The following is a 19,069-nucleotide window of genomic DNA, read 5'->3' on the forward strand; positions in this document are numbered from 1 at the left end:
GTATCGGATTTTTTTATGCGTCTCGCTTGGGCATTGGAACTGCCCAACACCCTCGAGCAAGCCCTTGAACAGCCTTGAACCAGCAACGCGGTTCCCGCGCTGCGGCTCGTTCATTTCTCATCGTTGCGCCTGATACCAAACTGATACCGAGCTGATACCGCCGTGGCCTGTCGCCATGAGCGCCGTCGCCTCATATTGGCTCCACCCGATAAGACCAAGACAAGGCATACATCTATCAACCCATTATTGGGCAGGAGCAAACCATGAATAACAAAATGGACATACCAGGCGTCCTCCAAGTCGCGGATTACAACACGCTCAACGGCGATCTCGGCTATGGCCGAAACCGCCTCAGCGCAGCCCGGGCACCGGATGAACGCGTATTTGACCCGACCTCCGGCGCCGGCATCAAACGGCACACGGATACCCGACGCGAAGATTACTCATCGTTCTTCCAATCGATTCTGGACTATCGCCACACAACAAAGGCCGAATTCAATTCAAGTGCCAGCTACGGTGAATTTTCCGCCGAATTCCACCTCAACTTTGAAAAGAAATATACCTCTCACCAAGACAACACGGCCGCCGTGCGGACCCTGCGCCTCATCTTCGGCGGCGCTAAGCTCGATGCGGTCTCGGACGCGGCGCTCTCGCCCAGGTTCAGCGAAGAAGTCGCCCGCCTGCCGACGGCGTTCAACCCCGGGGACGCGCATGCGTTCTATCGGTTCTTCGACCTGTTCGGGACCGACGTGGTGACCTCGATCACCCTGGGCGGCAATCTGTACTTCCAGGCCCTGGTGCAGAAATCCAAAGTGACGGAACTCGAAAAGATCAAGGTCGAACTGGAGGCCGAGTACGGCATCTTCTTCACGGCCGATGGTTCGATCGACGATACGGTCGAGCGCAAGCAATACATGGAGAGCCGCGACGCCTCGGTCACCACTGAGGGCGGCGACAACGACATCTTCTCCGACGTCATCTTCACCAAGCCGAAAAAGTATGACGGCAAGACGAACCAATGGATCGCTTCGGTGGGGAAAAAACCGGTGGTCGTCGGGCGGGAATTCAAGCCTGTCTACGCCTTCATTGCCGACAAGCAGCGGCGCATCGCGGCACAGACGGCCTTGGACCACTATAGGGGCCGCTCGCTGAGCGTCCATTCGACCTGGCGCTACAGCAGCCTTGACGTCGGCAACGTGACACGGCAAGCGCTTGCGAGCGGAGCCGTCGGTACGCCCGGGATCAAGGTGCGGGTGGTTGATCGCAAGACATTGCAGGGCCGGGAAGAGCATTTCGCAGCCCCCGCCATCGGTAGCGCCGTGTCTGACATCAACCAGTTCTGGAATACGTTCAAGTCCGGTGTCGAGTCCATGGGACTTGAGCACGCCATCGTACTGCTGGCGACGCAATTCTGGCCGCGGGAAAGCCGCTATAGCCCGCCGGATCACATCATCGCGTTCCTGAAGAATAAATGCGGCGGCTCGGAGGCGACACTGCATCGCTGGCGCGACGATTCCCTTCGCTGCGTGCCATGCCCCTATGCTGGAGCCAGCTATGGGCTGATCGGCTACGGCAACGGTACCTCCCATGACAAAGGTGGGGATGTCTACGTGATCGGCTTCGGCGATCCGGAACGAACACTGCGCACGGAGCTGGAGATTGACGCCGACCTCTATACCACTGAAGACGGTACGGCGAAGTTCACTTGCAACGACATCTTCAAGGGGCAAGCCATCCCCTTCCTGAAGTTCCGCAGCCACCATTGGAACACCTGGCAGATCGCCGTCGACCCCCATGTCCCGGAGCGCATCACATTGGAAGACGATAGCGCGGGCGATGGCGCCAAGGCGCTGTGGTACGCGCAGCCGGCGGGGCCAAAATACGGCATGCACCCCTTCTATCTGATCAACGCCCAGACCTGCGGGGTTCTGCAATGGGACAGTGACGGCGCAGCCCAAGAGAAGGAAGCCGTGTTGCGCCCCTTCGTGCCCAATCTCGATATCAACCTGTGGGACCTGCGCTACCCCTACATTTTGTGCCTGTCTTACCAGCCGAATTGGGACCTGCGCGCCTTTGGAGATCGGCGCGTGAAAGTGGCGTCGTACCGTGGCCAGGACACGGAAATGCGCTGGTCGCCAAGTGACGTCAGTCGTGTCCTCTGACCCCTATCTGAAACTCTATCTGAAAGGAGTATTGAAATGCCTAAGGGATATCAGTCGTTTCTGCAGAAATCGACCCGCACTACCTATTGCAGCAAAGAGAAATACGCCAATCACGACCTCTCTGCAGTATGGGTCGCCGCTGCATTGAAGCACTTTAAAATCGAGGCCTCGGACACCAAGGACTATAAATTCCCTCTCGACAGCCAGCCGGCCCGAGCCAAGATCTGGCCGGCCTGAGCGCAAGTGTTCCAGGTGCCGTGAAGTAAGGAGCTGACCCGCCACTTCGTTCACCGGCGGGAATGTAAAAAGCCCGGTTCTTGGCGGCAATGCCAGTCAGCTTGACTGACTGGCATTGCCGCCAAGAACCGTAATGCTGTTCACTGAAGAAGGTAGATGAACCTATGGCGAGGGGATTTATCCCCGTTGGGCTGCGCAGCAGCCCTGACCCCGGTCGCCGCAGGGCCAGGTGAATCGCATTCAAGCTTTTGGGGCCGCTACGCAGCCCAACGGGGATAAATCCCCTCGCCACAATGAATCAGGCACGCCTTAAGTGAACAGCATTGCGCCGAGAACCGGGCTTTTCATTGGCAACGGTCTTACTTCTTCAGCCCCAGCTTCCTGAGCTCTTCGTCACGCAATTCGCGCCGCAGAATCTTGCCCACGTTGGTAGTCGGCAACGCGTCGCGGAACTCCACGGCCTTGGGCACCTTGTAGCCGGTGACGTTGGCGCGCATATGTTCCATCACCTGTTCCTTGGTCAACGTGACACCCGGCCGTGCAACGATAAAGATCTTGATCGCCTCGCCGGACTTCTCGTCCGGGATGCCGATGGCCGCGCATTGCAGCACGCCCGGCAGGGTTGCCAACACATCTTCCAGTTCGTTGGGGTACACGTTGAAGCCGGAGATCAGGATCATGTCTTTCTTGCGATCGACAATGCGCATGTAGCCGTCTGGCTGGATCACCGCGATATCGCCGGTCTTGAGCCAGCCTTCGCTGTCGAGGATCTCGTCGGTGGCTTCCTGGCGCTGCCAGTAGCCCTTCATGACCTGCGGACCTTTCACACACAACTCGCCGATTTCGCCCAACGGCTGTTCGACGCCCGCGTCATTGATCACCTTGCACAGCGTCGACGGCACCGGAATGCCGATGGTACCGACCTGGATGTTCTGGATCGGGTTGACGGTAGCCACCGGGCTGGTTTCGGTCATGCCATAGCCCTCGCAGATCGGGCAGCCGGTCACCGCTTTCCAACGTTCAGCCGCTGCCAGTTGCAGGGCCATGCCGCCGGACAGGGTGACTTTCAGTGCCGAGAAGTCCAGCTTGCGGAAGGCTTCGTTGTTGCACAGGGCGACGAACAGCGTATTGAGGCCGACGAAACCGCTGAACTTCCACTTCGACAACTCCTTGACCATCGCCGAAAGGTCGCGCGGGTTGCTGATCAGGATGTTGTGGTTGCCGATCAGCATCATCGCCATGCAATGAAAGGTGAAGGCATAGATGTGGTACAGCGGCAGCGGCGTGATCAGCACTTCGCAACCTTCATTGAGGTTGGAGCCCATCAGCGCCTTGCACTGCAACATGTTCGCCACCAGGTTGCGGTGGCTGAGCATCGCGCCCTTGGCCACGCCAGTGGTGCCGCCGGTGTATTGCAGCACAGCCACATCGTCGCTGGTGGGGTTGGCTTCGTTCACGGGTTGGCCATGACCTTTGCTCAGCACGTCGTTGAACTTGACGGCCTTGGGCAAGTGGTAGGCCGGGACCATCTTCTTGACGTACTTGATCACGCTGTTGATCAACAGGCGCTTGAGCGGCGGCAGCAGGTCGGCGACTTCGGTGACGATGACGTGCTTGACCCCAGTCTTGGGCACCACGGTCTCGGCCAGGTGCGCCATGTTCGCCAGGCACACCAGCGCCTTGGCCCCGGAGTCGTTGAACTGGTGTTCCATTTCCCGCGCGGTGTACAACGGGTTGGTATTGACCACGATCAGCCCGGCGCGAATAGCACCGAACACGGCCACCGGATACTGGAGAACGTTGGGCAGTTGCACGGCGATTCGATCGCCCGGCTGTAAATCGGTATGCTGTTGCAGGTATGCGGCAAAGGCCCCGGACAACTCGTAGAGTTCACCGTAGGTGATCGTCTTGCCGAGGTTGCTGAATGCCGGCTTGTCGGCAAAGCGTTGGCAGGACTGCTTCAACACCGCCTGAATATTCGGATACTCATCTGGATTGATGTCGGCAGCAATCCCAGCTGGGTACTTATCCTTCCAAAAGTCTTCGATCATGGAAGCCCACTCCTCAGCAACGCGAATTCTCACCGCATTTGATGCGATTATTATTGGTGTGTGTTTATTGGTGAATCTGGCTTGAATCAAGGCCGAGAAGTCACAAAAGCGCGCCGAGAGTAGCAGCTTTGCCAAGGGTCGCCTAGAGCCAAAAGTGGGCCTCACGGTCATAAACATGACTCAAGAATGTGCAATGGTCACTTTTAGAGTAAAAATTCCAAAACCCACTAAATCGCTCTGAATACACAAACAGCTGTGGGAGCGAGCCTGCTCGCGATTGCGGTGTACCAGCCAACATCTCTGTCACTGATATACCGCAATCGCGAGCAGGCTCGCTCCCACAGGGTCTTCTACGGGACCTCTCTGGCGTCAGGCGATATCCCGCAACTCCCGCCGCAGAATCTTGCCCACCGGCGTCATCGGCAGCGACTCTCGCAACACGATGTGCTTGGGAATCTTGTAGCCGGTGAAATTCTCCTTGCAGTAGGCCTTGAGCTCTTCAAGGCTGACCCCGCTTTCGCGCGCCACCACGAACAGTTTCACTGCCTCCCCCGAACGCTCGTCCGGCACACCGATCACCGCACAGTTGGCCACCTTGGGGTGGGCCATCACCACGTCTTCGATCTCGTTGGGGTACACATTGAAACCCGAGACGATGATCATGTCCTTCTTGCGGTCGACGATGCGCACGAAACCGTCCGGGTCGATCACCGCGATATCGCCAGACTTGAACCAGCCCTCACTGTCCAGCACTTCGGCCGTGGCCTCGGGCTTGTTCCAGTAGCCTTTCATGATCTGCGGACCCTTGATGCACAATTCGCCGCGCTCACCCAGGGGCTGCTCGACACCTGCGTCGTCGATCACTTTCATCAGCGTGCCTGGCACCGGCATCCCCACGGTACCCAGCCGGGATTTGCCGCCATAGGGATTGGCACAGGCCACCGGCGAGGTTTCGGTCAGGCCATAACCCTCGGTAATGCCGCAACCGGTGATCTGCTCCCAGCGCTCGGCGGTGGCCTTGATCAGCGCAGTGCCGCCTGAGTTGGTGACCTTGAGGTGGGAAAAATCCAGGGTCTTGAAATCCGGATGATCCATCAGCGCCACGAACAGCGTGTTGAGCCCCAGCAGCAACGAGAAACGCCAGTTCTTCAGTTCCTTGATGAAACCACCGATGTCCCGTGGATTGGTGATCAGCACGTTGTGGTTGCCGGTCACCATCATGCACATGCAGTTCGCCGTGAACGCATAGATATGGTAGAGCGGCAGCGGCGCGATCATGACTTCCTGGCCTTCGCGCAGCAGTGGATGACCGTCATCGCCGAGCTGCCCCAGGCAAGCCCGGGCCTGTTGCATGTTGGCCACCAGATTGCCGTGGGTCAGCATCGCGCCCTTGGCCAGCCCGGTGGTGCCGCCGGTGTATTGCAACACCGCAATGTCATCGAGACCGACTTTCAGCGGCTTGATGCCCTGGCCACGTCCCAGGCGCAAGGCGCTCTTGAAGGAAATGGCCTGGGGCAGCGAATAGGCCGGGACCATTTTCTTGACCTTGCTCACCATCGTGTTGACCAGCCAGCCCTTGGCGCCGGGCATCAGGTCGCCCATCTTCGCTTCGATCAGGTACTGCAGATCCGTATCGGGCAGCACCTCCTGGACCTTCTGCCCGAACATGTTCAGGTACACCAGCGCGCGAGCACCGGAGTCCTTGAACTGATGACGCATTTCCCGCGCGGTGTACAGCGGGTTGGTATTGACCACGATCAGCCCGGCGCGCAAGGCACCGAACACGGCGATCGGGTATTGCAGGATGTTGGGCATCTGTACCGCGATACGATCGCCCGGTGCCAGGTCGGTATGGGCTTGCAGGTAACCGGCGAAGGCCGCGCTGTAGCGTTCGAGCTCGGCATACGTGAGGGTCACCCCCATGTTGCTGAAGGCCGGACGGTCGGCGAATTTCTTGCAGGAACGCTCGAACACCTCGACCACCGACTTGTAGCCCCCAAGGTCAACATCCAGGGGCACGCCGGCCGGGCGTTTGTCATTCCAGAAATCAGGCTGCATTGTTTTTGTCCTCTTTACCTGAGCGTATCCGGGCCGCTTCTGTGTCGCTTGCAGAGGCGGAGCTCTTGGGACACTAGCAGCTATAGCCAATCAGGCAAATATGGCGACCTGCGTCATAGATTGTGTGAATCTTCCTGCCTCGGTTCAGACGAGACGCAACGGATGCGCTATACAATGCTGCGACGCTGCGTCTGACCTTGTGCAAAGGAATCGCCATGATCCACCAAACGTTCTGGCTGACAGCAACCGACCATAGCCGCCTGTTCGTCAACCAGTGGTTGCCCGACTCCGCCCCATTGGCGGTGATCATGCTGGCCCACGGCATGGCCGAACACAGCGGTCGCTACACACGCCTGGCCCAAGCGCTGTGCGACGCCGGCTACGGCGTCTGCGCCATGGATCTGCGCGGCCACGGCAAGACCGGCGAGGAAGGGATTCTCGGCCATTTTGCCGACGAGGACGGCTGGGCCAAGGTCGTGGGCGACCTGGCCAGCCTCAACCACCATATCGTCCAGCAATACCCCGATACCCCCATCCTGCTGCTGGGCCACAGCATGGGCAGCTACATCGCCCAGGGTTACCTGTTGCATCACAGCGCCAGCCTGCACGGGGCGATCCTCAGCGGCTCGAACTTTCAGCCGGTGGCGCTTTACCGCAGCGCTCGCCTGATCGCCCGCTTCGAACGCTGGCGCCAGGGTGCCACGGGGCGCAGTGCCCTGATCGAGTGGCTGTCGTTCGGCAGTTTCAACAAGAAATTCAAACCCACGCGTACTCCCTTCGACTGGCTCAGTCGCGATCCGGCCGAAGTCGACAAGTACGTCCACGATCCGCTGTGCGGCTTTCGCTGCACCAACCAACTGTGGGTCGATCTGCTCGGCGGGTTGCAGCAAATCAGCAAAGCGTCCAATCTCGCCCAGATCGATCCGGGCCTGCCCCTGCTGGTGATCGGTGGCGAATGTGATCCGGTGAGCGAAGGCAAGCGTCTGAAGGATCTGGCTGACGCTCTGCGTGACGCCGGCAGCCAGCACCTGCAATTGACGATTTACCCGCAGGCCCGGCACGAATTGTTCAATGAAACCAACCGCGATGAAGTGACCGCCGACGTGCTGGCCTGGATAGCCCAGGCCCTGAGCCACAAACGGCCGCCACGCAGCGAGTAGGCTTGCAGCATTTCTCCTTTACTCTGTCACAGGATCTGAAACAGATGACCCAGGTTACCAACACCCCTTACGAAGCCCTCGAAATCGGCCAGACCGCCAGCTACAGCAAGACCGTCGAAGAGCGTGACATCCAGCTGTTCGCAGCGATGTCGGGCGATCACAACCCGGTGCACCTGGACGCCGAGTTCGCCGCAGCGAGCATGTTCAAGGAGCGCATCGCTCATGGCATGTTCAGCGGTGCGCTGATCAGCGCGGCGGTGGCCTGCGAGTTGCCTGGGCCGGGCACCATCTATATCGGCCAGCAGATGAGCTTCCAGAAACCGGTAAAGATCGGCGACACCCTGACCGTGCGCCTGGAAATCCTGGAGAAAATGCCGAAGTTTCGTGTGCGCATCGCCACGCGGGTATTCAACCAGCGCGATGAATTGGTGGTGGACGGCGAAGCCGAAATCCTCGCCCCGCGCAAACAGCAGACAGTGACCTTGCCGACGTTGCCGGCGATTACTGTCGGCTGATTACCACCCTCTAAAGTGAATGACATGTGGCGAGGGGATTTATCCCCGCAGGGCTGCGCAGCAGCCCCCTGCGCTCGGGCTGACACACCTCAGAGGCCTTGAGATATTGGGGCCGCTTCGCGCCCCAACGGGGATAAATCCCCTCGCCACAAAGTTACGGTTGGTCTTCACGCACCTGCACGCTCGCCGTCATCCCGGCACTCAGGTTCACCCCTTCCGGCACCTTGTCCAGCTTGATCCGCACGGGTATCCGCTGGGCCAGGCGCACCCAATTGAAAGTCGGCTCGACCTCTGCCAGCAGTTGCGCATCGGGGTTGGTGTTGCGGTCGGTAATGCCACGGCTGATGCTTTCGACATGGCCTTCCAAGGCATGGCCGGCGCTCATCAGCCAGATCTTGACCGGATCGCCCACGCGAATCCTCGGCAATTTGGTTTCTTCGAAATAGGCCTGCACATAGAACGTCGAGTCATCGATCAGCGCCATCACCGGCTGCCCGGCATTCACGTAGTTGCCTTCGGCCAGGCGCAGGTTGGTGATGTGGCCGTTGCGTGGGGCCAGGACCTGGCTGCGGGCCAGGTTGAGCTCGGCCACCTTGGCCTCGGCCTGGGCTTCACGCAGTTCGCCTCGGGCGATGCCAGCGTTGATCTGGGCGTTTTCCCGCAGTTCGGCACTGATGGCCTGGGGCCCCAAGGCCGCGCGGCGGCTGGCTTCGTGTTCGCGCAGGCTCAGTTGCTGCTGGCGCGTCTGGACCACCGCCCGGGCTTTCTCCAACGCCGCCTCGAAACGCTCACGATCGATACTCAGCAACACATCGCCGGCCTTGACCTGCTGGTTATCCACAGCCTTGAGCTCGCGCACCCAACCCGACACATCGGGTGCAATCACCACCACGTCGGCGCGGATCCGCGCATCGCGGGTCCAGGGCGTGAGCATGTAGTACTGCCACAGGTGAAACCCGGCGAAGATCGCCACGGCCACCATGCACAGCGTGACGGCGACACGTACGGATGTACGCATGTTCAACTCCTATAGCGGCCCGAGGACCACGGTAATAACGGTCAGTACACAGACATACAGGGCGCAGTCGAACAAGGCTTCATGCCAGATCCAGCGCCCGGCCGGCAACAGGCTGAGCAACAGGCGCAACGCGCCGGTCACCAGCAATGCCAGCACCACATAAATCAGGAACGGGCTGAGCAACACCCCGCCAATCGACCACTCACGCAAGCCCATGGCTGTGCTCCCGTCGTTCAGGTTCGTGCTGGCGGCACCAGGCGCGCCAGCTGTTTTGCAATTGCACCACCGCGCCCTGGGCCAGCTTCAAGGCGTCACCGGGTGGTTGGGTCGATAACACGTTCAGGAACTCCGTGCTCGCCGCAGCCAACGCATCGGCCTGGTCACCGACCGGGCCACGTTCGAGCACCTGCTCCAGCGCTTCGAAATAACGTCGCTGCGCCCGGGTATCGGGCACTTGGGCGACGGCCAGGCTCAGGCGCAAATGCAACAGCTCATCGCCAATGTCCAGGCCCAGCAAGCCATCATCCCAACGGCTACGCGCCTGCACCGGCAGTTCAGGGTAATGCCTGGCCAGCTGCAACAGCCGGTCGGCCATGCGCCCGCCGAACCAACTCTCGGCACCCTGCAAGCGGCGATGGGTCAGGCGCACCAGGTCGTGAAGGGTCGCGGCCAGCAGGCGGCGGCTGTGCCAGGCCGGATTGCGCAAAATCAGCAGATTGAAGGCCAGCACCGCCGCGCCCACGCCAATCATCATGGCCTGGGCGTTGTTGAAGAACGCCGCGACGTCGTACTTCATGGTGTTGAGTGGCGATATCAGCACCACGAAATGCAGGCAGAACGACGTCGCCGTGGCGAAGATCTGCGGCTTGGCCATGCCCAATGCCCCAAAAAACAACGGCACTCCCATGGCCAGGCACAGCATCGCGAAACTGCTCCATTGCGGTAGCACGAGCTCGCCGATCACGAACGCCGTCGGCACGGCCAAAAAGATCCCCCGCAGGAAACTCATGCCGATTTGCGCGCCGTTTTCACGACTGGCAAACAAGCTGCACACCACGCACGTCAGTAGCATCGCGCCCGATGCGGCGGGCCAGGCGGTCGCCAGCCAGAAACAGGCAACTACCAGGAACGCCAGGGCACTGCGTGCGCCGAAGACTATCGCCAGGGACAGATCCCGATGGGGCGCCAGGGTTCGCGGTGGGTCCGCCGCTTCCCTGCCCTCCTGTACCGCCGTCAAGGCTGCGCAGGCGGCCAGGGCGGTATCGAGCAACAAGGCGAACCGCGCCAGGCAGTAACTTTGCGCCGCGCTGAACTGCGGGTCGTGGGACGCATCCCATACCCGGGGGCGCAAGGCTTGCAGGGTCGCACTGTCGGCGTCGAGGGCTTGCCGCACCTCGTTCATCCATGGCTGGAGGGCCTCGGCCTCCTCGGGCTCGAGCTGTTTCCACTGCCGGCGCACCGAACGCGAAAGGCGTAGCAACATCAGCAATTTCTGGCTCAAGCCGCTGATGGCCCGGGCGCGCTGTCGGCCACGGCTGCCTTCGAACCAGGCATGCTCGCGCTGGGCATCCACCGCGACAATCCTGCCAAGAATTTCCAGCAATCCTTTACGGGCCTGGGCATCGCCAGCCAGGGTGGCGCGGGCTGCCTGCATGCCACTCTGCCAGGCAGCAAAAGCCTGGCCGGCCAATTGCCGCTCGACCCGCAACGGCCAGAGCAAGGCACTGGCCGCCGTGGCGCAGACGATGCCCAGGCTGATCTCAGTGCAGCGCGCTACCGCCTGGTCGAACACACCCAGCGGATGGGAAAGGGCCGGCAGGGCAATGATCGCCACCGTGTAGCCGGCCAGCACGAATGAATACGACCAGGCACTGCGCAGCAGCGTCGAACAGGCAGTGCACAACCCCAGCCAGAGCGCCAGGGCCAGCAGGAACAACCAGGGCGCCTGGGCAAACAGGCCCATGAACAGCACCGACATGACGGTGCCCACCAGCGTGCCGACCAATCGCGCCAAGCCCTTCTGCATCACCATCCCGGACAGTGGCTGAGCGACGATGATCGCGGTCATCAGCGCCCATGACGGCTGCTCCAGACCCCAGCGCAACGCCAGCCACAACGCCAGCCCGGCGCCAAGCACGGTCTTGATGGCGAACTGCAGAGCGAGGCGGTCGGGGGCGAACAAGGCCTGGAAGGTAATGGGCACGCGAAAAACTCTTTGGGGGACGCCAGTAACAATAGATGCAATGCGGGGGGATAGGCGATGCAATTATTAGCTAGCTACCTATTAGAGTCCAGAGGTGATTATTGTTGGATTCAACAAACACTTTTTCTGTTTGATGCTAAGTGAATTGGAATGCCATCAACCTGTCTCTCCCTGATCTTGGGCGAGGGGGGGTTCTCCCAGCTGACTGCGAAGCAGTCCCCTGCGCACGGGTTGACACACCACTGCGGCATTGAGGAATTGGGGCTGCTTCGCACCCCAGCGGGGATAAATTCTCTCGCCACAATAACAATAGTGTTCACTTGAAATTTGAGTCGTCCCCACAAAAAAACGCCAGGCAGGCTGGCGTTTTTTGGATCAGGACGCGTTGTTAGCTAGCACGCGCACGGGCCTGGTTACGCAGGGCCTTGACCTGGTCATGGTTGCGTTGCACACCGTGGTACTGGCGCTCAACCAGGTCACGAATACCGACCAGGTTGTGCTTGGTGATTTTCTCCAGCGCTTCCTTGTAGGCCTTCAGCGCATGGTCTTCGCCGCGCTCGGCTTCGTTGAGCACTGCTTCTTCATCCTTGCCAGTAAACATGGATTTCACGTCCACCCAACGACGGTGCAGGTCACCGGCGACGCTGGTGGAGGTTTCCGGATCGCCACCCAGCGAGCGAACGGCAGCTTGCAGCTCGGCCGCGGCGGTTGCGCAATCAGCGGCACGTTGAACGAACAGGGACTTGAGTTCCGGATGCTTGATGTCTTCAGCGCAAGTCTTGAAGCCTTCCTGGCCATCCTTGCAGGTCTCGATCAGGTCGTTCAAGACGGAGATGGATTCTTTGTTGATGTCAGTCATTTTTCAGTTCCTTTGCTGGTGAATAGAAAACCTGCAAGGGATATTGCATCAGCCATGCCAGCCATCAACTCCAAAAAAAATAATTAAAAATCAATAAGTTAATAAACACCCTGAAATCTGTATCCGCGTTATTTGCATGATCTGTCATTTGGCCTGCATGCAGAATGCCTGTATTTTCCAAGCTGTTTGAATCAAGACGATTGCCATGAACCCGGAAAAGCTCGAATTGCTCGTTACGCGCCAGATGCCCTTCGGTAAGTACAAGGGCCGAATCCTGGCCGACCTGCCCGGTCAATACCTGAACTGGTTCGCCCGCGAAGGCTTCCCCCACGGAGAACTGGGCGGTTTGCTGGCGCTGATGCAGGAAATCGACCACAACGGGCTTTCGGACCTGCTCGATCCCTTGCGCGCCAAACACGGCAAACCCAAGCCTCGCCCCTGACCAATTGAGCCCTGTCATGCCCGAAAACACCCTACGCGCCTACGATGAAGCTTTCTGGCAGACATTTGTCGGTCGATACGATGTCGATCCCGCCGGGCCACTCAATCTGGAAAACGGCTACTTCGGGCGCATGTCCCGGACTGTGGTGGAGGAGTACCAGCGCCATATCGAATTCATCAATCGGAGCAATTCGGTGTATGTGCGCCAGCATTTCGACCGTGAACACGGTGAAGCCATTCGTCAGCAGATCGCCCGGCTGATCCACGCTTCACCCCAGAGCGTGGCGTTGGCTGGCAGCGCGGTGGATGCCTTGCAGACGCTGATTCGCAACTACAACGGTCTGAAGCCGGGCGATCAAGTGCTGATCTGCGATCTGGAATATGCCTCGGTCAAAAGCGCAATGCGCTGGCTGGCCCGCCAGCGAGGCGTGGAGGTGATCGAAATCGTCCACCAGCACCCTGCCAGTTTCGAAAGCCTGGTGGGTACTTATCGCGAAGCGTTCATTCGCCACCCGCGTCTCAAGCTCATGGCGCTAACCTTCGTCAACCACCTCACCGGGCTGGTGATGCCGGTCCAGGCCATTGCCGAGAATGCCCGGGAGTTTGCCGTCGATATCATCCTCGATGGTGCCCACGCCCTGGGCCAGATCGATTTCGACCTGAAGAAGCTGGGAATCGAATTTGCCGGGTTCAACCTGCAGAAGTGGATCGGTGGCCCTCTCTCCCAGGGCTTCCTGTACATCGCCCCGCAGCGGTTGGCCGACATCGACCCGGACATGGACGAAGACAGCTACCCCTCCACCGACGTCCGCTCGCGCACGCCCCACAGCACGCCCAACATCCCTGCCCTGCTCACCCTGCCCCTGGTATTCGAAGAACACCGGGCCCTGGGCGGCGCTTCGGCCAAGGGCACGCGCCTCTGTTATCTGCGCGACCTGTGGGTGAGCGCTGTGCGCGATGTACCGGGTATCGAAGTCATGACCCCGGATGACCGGCGTCTCTATTGCGGCATCACCGCGATGCGCTTCACCGCCCAGGCCGATCAACAATTGATGGCTGATCGATTGCTCAATGAGCATGGGATCTTCACCGTGGTGCGCAATACCAGCGTCGGGCCATGCATCCGCATTACCCCTGGGTTGATTACCTTGGCCAGTGATATCGAGCGGTTGACTGAAGCACTGATTGCCCTGAGCCGAACATAGTTGTGGCGAGGGGATTTAGCGAAACGTCGCACCGCCCCGTTGGGCTGCGAAACAGGCCCAAAAACAATGGGGCCGCTACGCGACCCAACGGGGATGAATCCCCTCGCCACAAAACACGGGCAAAAAAAAACGGCGCGCCGACCAAGCGCACCGTAAAGCCGTAGAACACCCAACGAGGTTTCGGTAAAGCAATCAGTCCAGCAGCGCCAGGGCCTCGGCGGTGCATTCCTGGATGCGGGCCCAGTCGCCGTTCTTGATCCACTCCGGATCAAGCATCCAGCTTCCGCCCACGCACATCACATTTTTCAACGCCATGTAGCTCTTGATGTTGGCCGGGCTCACGCCGCCGGTCGGGCAGAATTTCACTTCGCCGAACGGGCCGCCCAAGGCCTTGATCGCCGCGACACCGCCGCTGACCTCAGCCGGGAACAGTTTGAAGCGGCGATAACCCAGGCCGTAGCCTTCCATGATGCCCGAGGCGTTGCTGATGCCTGGCAGCAACGGGATCGAGCTATGGACGCTGGCCTCAAGCAAATCACGGGTGATGCCTGGGGTGACGATGAACTGCGAGCCCGCGACCTCGGCGGCCTCCAACATGTGACGGTCAAGCACCGTGCCCGCGCCGGTCACCAGTTCCGGACGCTGCTCGCGCAGCACCTGGATGGCCTTGAGGCCGTATTGGGAGCGCAGCGTCACTTCCAGCGCCGTCAGGCCACCGGCGGCCAGAGCATCGGCCAGCGGCAGGATGTCCTGCTCACGGGCGATGGTGATCACCGGCAGGATCCGCGCCTTGGCGCAGAGGCTGTCGATCAGGGCAACTTTGTCCGCCATGGAAACGGTCGGGGATGGGTTTGTCATAGCGGCTGATCCTTGGTTCATGGGCACCAGTAAATCTCTAACGTAGGTTGCAAAAACGCGCGGATCGGCATTTGGGCAACATCGTCACCCGCCACCGCGGCGTTCAGAGTGGTCAATTTCGACTGACCGGAAATCGACAGCACTTTGTGTTGCGCCGAAGCCAGCAAGGCGCGGCTCATGGTCAAGCGCTGGTGTGGCACGGTCGGCGCCAGCATCGGCCAGCAACGGCGTGTGCCGTTGGCATCCAGGGCCTGGGCCAGGTTCGGGCTGTCGGGGAACAGCGAGGCGGTGTGCCCGTCATCGCCCATGCCCAGTACCAGCACATCGATCGGCGGCAGCTCGGCCAGCAAACGATCGGCCTGCTCGGCAGCCGCTTCCAGGTTGGCGCTGGCGCTGTAGAGGCTGAGGAACTGGGCCTTGGCCGCGGCGCCTTGCAGCAGGTAGCGCTTGAGCAGGCCGGCGTTGCTGTCAGCGTGTTCAACCGGTACCCAGCGCTCGTCGGCCAGGCTGACCACCACTTTGGACCAGTCCAATGCCTGCTTGGCCAGGTGCTGGAAGAACGCCACCGGGCTGCGGCCACCGGACACCACCAGGGTCGCCGTACCACGCGCGTCGATCGCGTTGCGCAACTGCTCGGCCACGTTCAGCGCCAGGCCTTCGGCCAGCAGCACCGGGTTCTTGAATTCATGGGCGCTGACGCCCTGGGGCAGTTTCACTTCAGATATCGCCATACCACGACCTCCCATCCCGCGTGATCAGTGCAATGGAGCTCATCGGCCCCCAGGACCCGGCCGCATACGGCTTGGGCGCATCGCCGGATTTTTTCCACCCGGCGATCAACTGGTCACACCACGTCCACGCGGCTTCAATTTCGTCTTTACGGACAAACAGGTTCTGATTGCCGTTCATGACTTCCAGCAACAACCGCTCGTAGGCATCGGGAATCCGTGCGCTGCGATAAGTGTCGGAGAAGTTGAGTTGCAGCGGACCGCTGCGCAATTGCATGCCCTTGTCCAGGCCCTGCTCCTTGGTCATCACCCGCAAGGAAATCCCTTCGTCCGGTTGCAGGCGGATGATCAGCTTGTTGCTGATCTGCAAGCGCTGCTCGGGGGCGAAGATGTAGTGGGACGGTTCCTTGAAGTGAATGACGATCTGCGACAGCTTCTGCGGCATGCGCTTGCCGGTACGCAGGTAAAACGGCACTCCGGCCCAACGCCAGTTGCGGATGTCGGCACGCAGCGCGACGAACGTCTCGGTGTCGCTCTGGGTGTTGGAGTTGGGTTCTTCGAGGTAGCCCGGCACTGCCTTGCCCTCGCTGTGACCCGCGATGTACTGGCCGCGCACCACTTGGGTGGTCAGGCCTTCCGGGCTGATCGGCGCCAAGGCCTTGAGCACCTTGACCTTCTCGTCACGGATGCTGTCGGCGGACAAGTCGGCCGGTGGGTCCATGGCGATCAGGCAAAGCAGCTGCAGCAAGTGGTTCTGGATCATGTCCCGCAGTTGGCCAGCCTTGTCGAAATAGCCCCAGCGGCCTTCGATGCCAACCTTCTCGGCCACGGTGATTTCCACATGGGAAATGTAATTCTGGTTCCACTGGGTTTCGAACAGGCTGTTGGCGAACCGCAGCGCGATCAGGTTCTGGACCGTCTCTTTGCCCAGGTAATGGTCAATGCGATAGGTGCGGTTTTCCGGGAAGAACTGCGCTACGGCATCGTTGACCTTGCGCGAGGACTCCAGGTCCGAGCCGATGGGTTTTTCCAGCACGACCCGAGTGTTTTCGCTCAAGCCGACCTTCGCCAGGTTCTCGCAGATCGCCCCATACACCGCCGCGGGGGTGGCGAAATAAGCAATGACCTGCTGGGTCGAACCGACCGCTTCGGCCAGGGCGACGTAATCGTCGGCCTTGAGGAAATCCACGTGCAGGTAGGTCAATCGTGCCAGGAAGCGCTCGAGTACGGCTTCGTCCAGGTCTTTTTCACCCACGTAGCGACGCAGCTCGGCGGCGATGAATGTCAGGTGCTGCTGCTCGCTGCCGGGTTCACGGGCCAGCGCAATGATCCGCGTGTCCTCGTGCAACAATTGGGCGCCATCGAGTTGATACAGGGCAGGAAAGAGCTTGCGCAAGGCCAGATCGCCCAACGCGCCGAACAAGGCAAAGGTGCACGGTTCAACCGTAATCGAAGGCATGATGTTTGTTCTTTTATCAAGTTAAACTACAAATACCTTTTTTCAAGGTATCACTCAAGGAAAAATGTAGTAATAACCACAACATTTTTCGAAAATACCGATTCCGAGTGGTGGTCCGCCGGAGCCATCAGTAGGATAGGCCACCGCAAAGGGTCGTATCAAAGACCCGTCTTTCTAGGAATCTTGTATGGACCGCGTGCGAAATTTACTGGAACAGATCCAGAGTCGCCTTGAAGACCTGAACAAGGCTGAACGCAAGGTGGCCGAGATCATCCTGCTCAACCCGCAGCAGGCGACCCGCTTCAGTATCGCTGCCCTCGCCCAGGCCGCTTCGGTCAGCGAACCGACCGTCAACCGTTTCTGCCGCTCGTTCGGCGTCAGCGGCTACCCGGAACTCAAGCTGCAACTGGCCCAAAGCCTGGCCAGCGGCGCCGCTTATGTCAGCCGTGCGGTGGAAGCCGACGACAACCCGGAAGCCTACACCCGGAAAATCTTTGGCAGCGCGATTGCCTCATTGGACAGCGCCTGCCAGGCCCTTGATCCCAATTTGATCAGTCGTGCCGTGGACCTGCTGATCCAGGCCCGGCAGATCCACTTCTTCGGCCTCGGCGCCTCCGCTCCAGTGGCGCTGGATGCCCAGCACAAGTTTTTCCGCTTCAATCTGGCGGTGACCGCCCATGCCGATGTGCTGATGCAACGCATGATCGCCTCGGTGGCCCATACAGGCGAATTGTTCGTGATCATTTCCTACACCGGCCGTACCCGTGAGCTGGTGGAAGTGGCGCGTATCGCTCGGGAAAACGGCGCTTCGGTGTTGGGCCTGACCGCCGAAGGCTCGCCCCTGGCCAAGGCCAGTACCCTGAGCCTGAATATTCCGTTGCCCGAAGACACCGACATCTATATGCCGATGACCTCGCGGATCATCCAGCTCACCGTGCTGGACGTGCTCGCCACCGGCATGACCTTGCGCCGGGGCGTGGACTTCCAACCGCATTTGCGCAAGATCAAGGAAAGCCTGAATGCCAGCCGGTATCCGGTGGGGGATGAGTTCAACTGACTCGATCCAGAATCTATAGTCCGTCTTCGCGAGCAAGCCCGCTCCCACAAGGTCTATGTTAATCACAAGTTCTGTGAGTAACCCGAACCCCATGTGGGAGCGGGCTTGCTCGCGAAGGGGCCTGCCGCCACACCAGAGATCCTGAGCTAAGCCCCCACCCACGCCTGCAAACTCAGGTGCGCCCGCTCCCCCGGCGCCAGGCACAGACTGTCGGTGCCGCCACTGGCGGCTTCGACGCAGACGAATTCGCTGACCTCATCCCAACTCACCCCCAGCAACGGCCGTGCGCCGGGATGCCAGACCACGGTGTCGGCGCTGTCACCGGTGTCGATGCACAACTCGCGATGCCAGGCATGGTCCTTGAGCTGTAATTCTCCGTCATGCTGGAACACCCGCTGACAGCCACCCTCGACGCGCAACTCACCCTCCTGCTGGCAAACCGTACGTTTCAACTGGTCGTAGCCCTGTGCACCTTCGAGCCCAGACAGCGCTACCTCGCCAACGTCACCAATACGCCAATAGGCGTGCAAGGCCTGACTCAATCGGCACGGCAGGCTGTCCTGGTGCTCGGTGCTCAAGCGCAGTTCCATGCGCTCACCCAAGTGCGCATGCAGGTCCACTTGCCAGTCGCACAACTGCAACTGCCAATGCAGGTGCACACCCTCTTCGTCACTACGGCTGTCGAGCAGCTTCCAATCGATCAACCGCGCCCAACCATGGGACGGCCAGGCGTTTTCGCTCGGATGGCGGCCATACCACGGCCAACACACCGGCACTCCGCCACGTATCGCCCCGACGTGTGGCCATTTGGCCGCGCACCACAACCACGGCTTCTGGCCTCGCGGCTGGAAGTGCAACAACTGCGCGCCCTGGCGACTGAACACTGCCTGGCACAACGGGTGATCGATCACCAACACGTCGCGCTGTTGATAGCGCTCCCAGGCGAACACCGGGCGCTCGCGCAAGGATCTGAAAAAGCGTTGTAGCGGATGCTCATGCATGGGCCGCGGTCCTGGAAATCATTGAACTCTCGATTGATGCGTCAGTTTTGTGGTGCG

At 60.3% G+C, this 19,069-nt stretch carries 17 protein-coding genes; 7 read left to right on the forward strand and 10 right to left on the reverse strand.

Annotation, left to right across the window (positions count from 1 at the left end; translation table 11 throughout):
- Nucleotides 1-263: 263 nt before the first annotated feature.
- The gene (locus tag AC30D9_RS10745) at nucleotides 264-2,162 is read left to right on the forward strand and encodes an MAC/perforin domain-containing protein (protein ID WP_134923103.1); all 1,899 of its coding nucleotides are present in this window, start codon (nucleotides 264-266) and stop codon (nucleotides 2,160-2,162) included.
- Nucleotides 2,163-2,198: 36 nt separating this feature from the next.
- Nucleotides 2,199-2,399, forward strand: coding sequence for a hypothetical protein (locus tag AC30D9_RS10750; RefSeq protein WP_109755759.1), 201 nt, complete (start codon nucleotides 2,199-2,201; stop codon nucleotides 2,397-2,399).
- A gap of 359 nt (nucleotides 2,400-2,758) precedes the next feature.
- Here AC30D9_RS10750 and fadD1 read toward each other — a convergent pair whose 3' ends face one another.
- A complete protein-coding gene (gene fadD1 / locus AC30D9_RS10755; RefSeq protein WP_109755758.1) occupies nucleotides 2,759-4,450 on the reverse strand; it encodes a long-chain-fatty-acid--CoA ligase FadD1 in 1,692 nt (563 codons plus the stop codon).
- A gap of 369 nt (nucleotides 4,451-4,819) precedes the next feature.
- Nucleotides 4,820-6,508, reverse strand: coding sequence for a long-chain-fatty-acid--CoA ligase FadD2 (gene fadD2 / locus AC30D9_RS10760; protein ID WP_109755757.1), 1,689 nt, complete (start codon nucleotides 6,506-6,508; stop codon nucleotides 4,820-4,822).
- Between the two features lie 215 nt (nucleotides 6,509-6,723).
- On the opposite strand from fadD2, the gene AC30D9_RS10765 reads away from it, so the two are divergent.
- Complete coding sequence (locus AC30D9_RS10765; protein WP_490144020.1) at nucleotides 6,724-7,668, forward strand: alpha/beta hydrolase; 945 nt, start codon at nucleotides 6,724-6,726, stop codon at nucleotides 7,666-7,668.
- 44 nt (nucleotides 7,669-7,712) lie between these two features.
- The gene (locus tag AC30D9_RS10770; protein WP_092166033.1) at nucleotides 7,713-8,183 is read left to right on the forward strand and encodes a MaoC family dehydratase; all 471 of its coding nucleotides are present in this window, start codon (nucleotides 7,713-7,715) and stop codon (nucleotides 8,181-8,183) included.
- 154 nt (nucleotides 8,184-8,337) lie between these two features.
- Here the strand turns inward: AC30D9_RS10770 and AC30D9_RS10775 are convergent, their stop codons facing one another.
- From AC30D9_RS10775 to AC30D9_RS10790, 4 genes are all read right to left on the reverse strand, one after another.
- Nucleotides 8,338-9,201 carry an efflux RND transporter periplasmic adaptor subunit gene (locus AC30D9_RS10775; protein ID WP_109755755.1) on the reverse strand — a complete coding sequence of 288 codons (864 nt, stop codon included), beginning with the start codon at nucleotides 9,199-9,201 and terminating at the stop codon, nucleotides 8,338-8,340.
- A 9-nt stretch (nucleotides 9,202-9,210) separates the two neighbouring features.
- Nucleotides 9,211-9,417, reverse strand: a complete 207-nt coding sequence (locus tag AC30D9_RS10780; RefSeq protein ID WP_192262244.1) for a DUF1656 domain-containing protein — start codon at nucleotides 9,415-9,417, stop codon at nucleotides 9,211-9,213.
- Entirely contained in the window at nucleotides 9,404-11,404 is a 2,001-nt protein-coding gene (locus AC30D9_RS10785; protein WP_307574824.1) for an FUSC family protein, read from the reverse strand. Before AC30D9_RS10785 ends, AC30D9_RS10780 begins: the two co-directional genes overlap by 14 nt.
- A 388-nt stretch (nucleotides 11,405-11,792) precedes the next feature.
- Entirely contained in the window at nucleotides 11,793-12,263 is a 471-nt protein-coding gene (locus tag AC30D9_RS10790; RefSeq protein WP_307574826.1) for a ferritin-like domain-containing protein, read from the reverse strand.
- A 205-nt stretch (nucleotides 12,264-12,468) separates the two neighbouring features.
- On the opposite strand from AC30D9_RS10790, the gene AC30D9_RS10795 reads away from it, so the two are divergent.
- On the forward strand, nucleotides 12,469-12,705 hold the full coding sequence (locus AC30D9_RS10795; RefSeq protein ID WP_027912035.1) for a DUF3820 family protein: 237 nt from the start codon (nucleotides 12,469-12,471) through the stop codon (nucleotides 12,703-12,705).
- Between the two features lie 16 nt (nucleotides 12,706-12,721).
- On the forward strand, nucleotides 12,722-13,909 hold the full coding sequence (locus AC30D9_RS10800) for an aminotransferase class V-fold PLP-dependent enzyme (RefSeq protein ID WP_307574830.1): 1,188 nt from the start codon (nucleotides 12,722-12,724) through the stop codon (nucleotides 13,907-13,909).
- A 192-nt stretch (nucleotides 13,910-14,101) separates the two neighbouring features.
- On the opposite strand, the gene AC30D9_RS10805 is transcribed toward AC30D9_RS10800, so the two are convergent.
- From AC30D9_RS10805 to zwf, 3 genes are read right to left on the reverse strand one after another with little or no spacing between them, the layout of a single operon-like run.
- Nucleotides 14,102-14,767, reverse strand: a complete 666-nt coding sequence (locus tag AC30D9_RS10805; protein WP_109755751.1) for a bifunctional 4-hydroxy-2-oxoglutarate aldolase/2-dehydro-3-deoxy-phosphogluconate aldolase — start codon at nucleotides 14,765-14,767, stop codon at nucleotides 14,102-14,104.
- 17 nt (nucleotides 14,768-14,784) lie between these two features.
- Nucleotides 14,785-15,498 carry a 6-phosphogluconolactonase gene (gene pgl / locus AC30D9_RS10810; RefSeq protein WP_134923097.1) on the reverse strand — a complete coding sequence of 238 codons (714 nt, stop codon included), beginning with the start codon at nucleotides 15,496-15,498 and terminating at the stop codon, nucleotides 14,785-14,787.
- On the reverse strand, nucleotides 15,485-16,954 hold the full coding sequence (zwf, locus tag AC30D9_RS10815; RefSeq protein ID WP_109755749.1) for a glucose-6-phosphate dehydrogenase: 1,470 nt from the start codon (nucleotides 16,952-16,954) through the stop codon (nucleotides 15,485-15,487). The genes pgl and zwf overlap by 14 nt, the downstream gene beginning before the upstream one ends.
- Before the next feature lie 196 nt (nucleotides 16,955-17,150).
- On the opposite strand from zwf, the gene AC30D9_RS10820 reads away from it, so the two are divergent.
- On the forward strand, nucleotides 17,151-18,011 hold the full coding sequence (locus AC30D9_RS10820; RefSeq protein WP_170842276.1) for a MurR/RpiR family transcriptional regulator: 861 nt from the start codon (nucleotides 17,151-17,153) through the stop codon (nucleotides 18,009-18,011).
- 146 nt (nucleotides 18,012-18,157) lie between these two features.
- Here the strand turns inward: AC30D9_RS10820 and AC30D9_RS10825 are convergent, their stop codons facing one another.
- The gene (locus AC30D9_RS10825; protein WP_134923096.1) at nucleotides 18,158-19,012 is read right to left on the reverse strand and encodes a D-hexose-6-phosphate mutarotase; all 855 of its coding nucleotides are present in this window, start codon (nucleotides 19,010-19,012) and stop codon (nucleotides 18,158-18,160) included.
- Nucleotides 19,013-19,069: the final 57 nt, after the last annotated feature.

Source organism: Pseudomonas sp. DF11, from assembly GCF_058148565.1.

Bases quoted from the DNA above. Each gene is read 5' to 3' on its own strand.
- AC30D9_RS10745 (WP_134923103.1), top strand. From the start codon at position 264: ATGAATAACAAAATGGACATACCAGGCGTCCTCCAAGTCGCGGATTAC.
- AC30D9_RS10750 (WP_109755759.1), top strand. From the start codon at position 2,199: ATGCCTAAGGGATATCAGTCGTTTCTGCAGAAATCGACCCGCACTACC.
- fadD1 (WP_109755758.1), bottom strand. From the start codon at position 4,450: ATGATCGAAGACTTTTGGAAGGATAAGTACCCAGCTGGGATTGCTGCC.
- fadD2 (WP_109755757.1), bottom strand. From the start codon at position 6,508: ATGCAGCCTGATTTCTGGAATGACAAACGCCCGGCCGGCGTGCCCCTG.
- AC30D9_RS10765 (WP_490144020.1), top strand. From the start codon at position 6,724: ATGATCCACCAAACGTTCTGGCTGACAGCAACCGACCATAGCCGCCTG.
- AC30D9_RS10770 (WP_092166033.1), top strand. From the start codon at position 7,713: ATGACCCAGGTTACCAACACCCCTTACGAAGCCCTCGAAATCGGCCAG.
- AC30D9_RS10775 (WP_109755755.1), bottom strand. From the start codon at position 9,201: ATGCGTACATCCGTACGTGTCGCCGTCACGCTGTGCATGGTGGCCGTG.
- AC30D9_RS10780 (WP_192262244.1), bottom strand. From the start codon at position 9,417: ATGGGCTTGCGTGAGTGGTCGATTGGCGGGGTGTTGCTCAGCCCGTTC.
- AC30D9_RS10790 (WP_307574826.1), bottom strand. From the start codon at position 12,263: ATGACTGACATCAACAAAGAATCCATCTCCGTCTTGAACGACCTGATC.
- AC30D9_RS10795 (WP_027912035.1), top strand. From the start codon at position 12,469: ATGAACCCGGAAAAGCTCGAATTGCTCGTTACGCGCCAGATGCCCTTC.
- AC30D9_RS10800 (WP_307574830.1), top strand. From the start codon at position 12,722: ATGCCCGAAAACACCCTACGCGCCTACGATGAAGCTTTCTGGCAGACA.
- AC30D9_RS10805 (WP_109755751.1), bottom strand. From the start codon at position 14,767: ATGACAAACCCATCCCCGACCGTTTCCATGGCGGACAAAGTTGCCCTG.
- pgl (WP_134923097.1), bottom strand. From the start codon at position 15,498: ATGGCGATATCTGAAGTGAAACTGCCCCAGGGCGTCAGCGCCCATGAA.
- zwf (WP_109755749.1), bottom strand. From the start codon at position 16,954: ATGCCTTCGATTACGGTTGAACCGTGCACCTTTGCCTTGTTCGGCGCG.
- AC30D9_RS10825 (WP_134923096.1), bottom strand. From the start codon at position 19,012: ATGCATGAGCATCCGCTACAACGCTTTTTCAGATCCTTGCGCGAGCGC.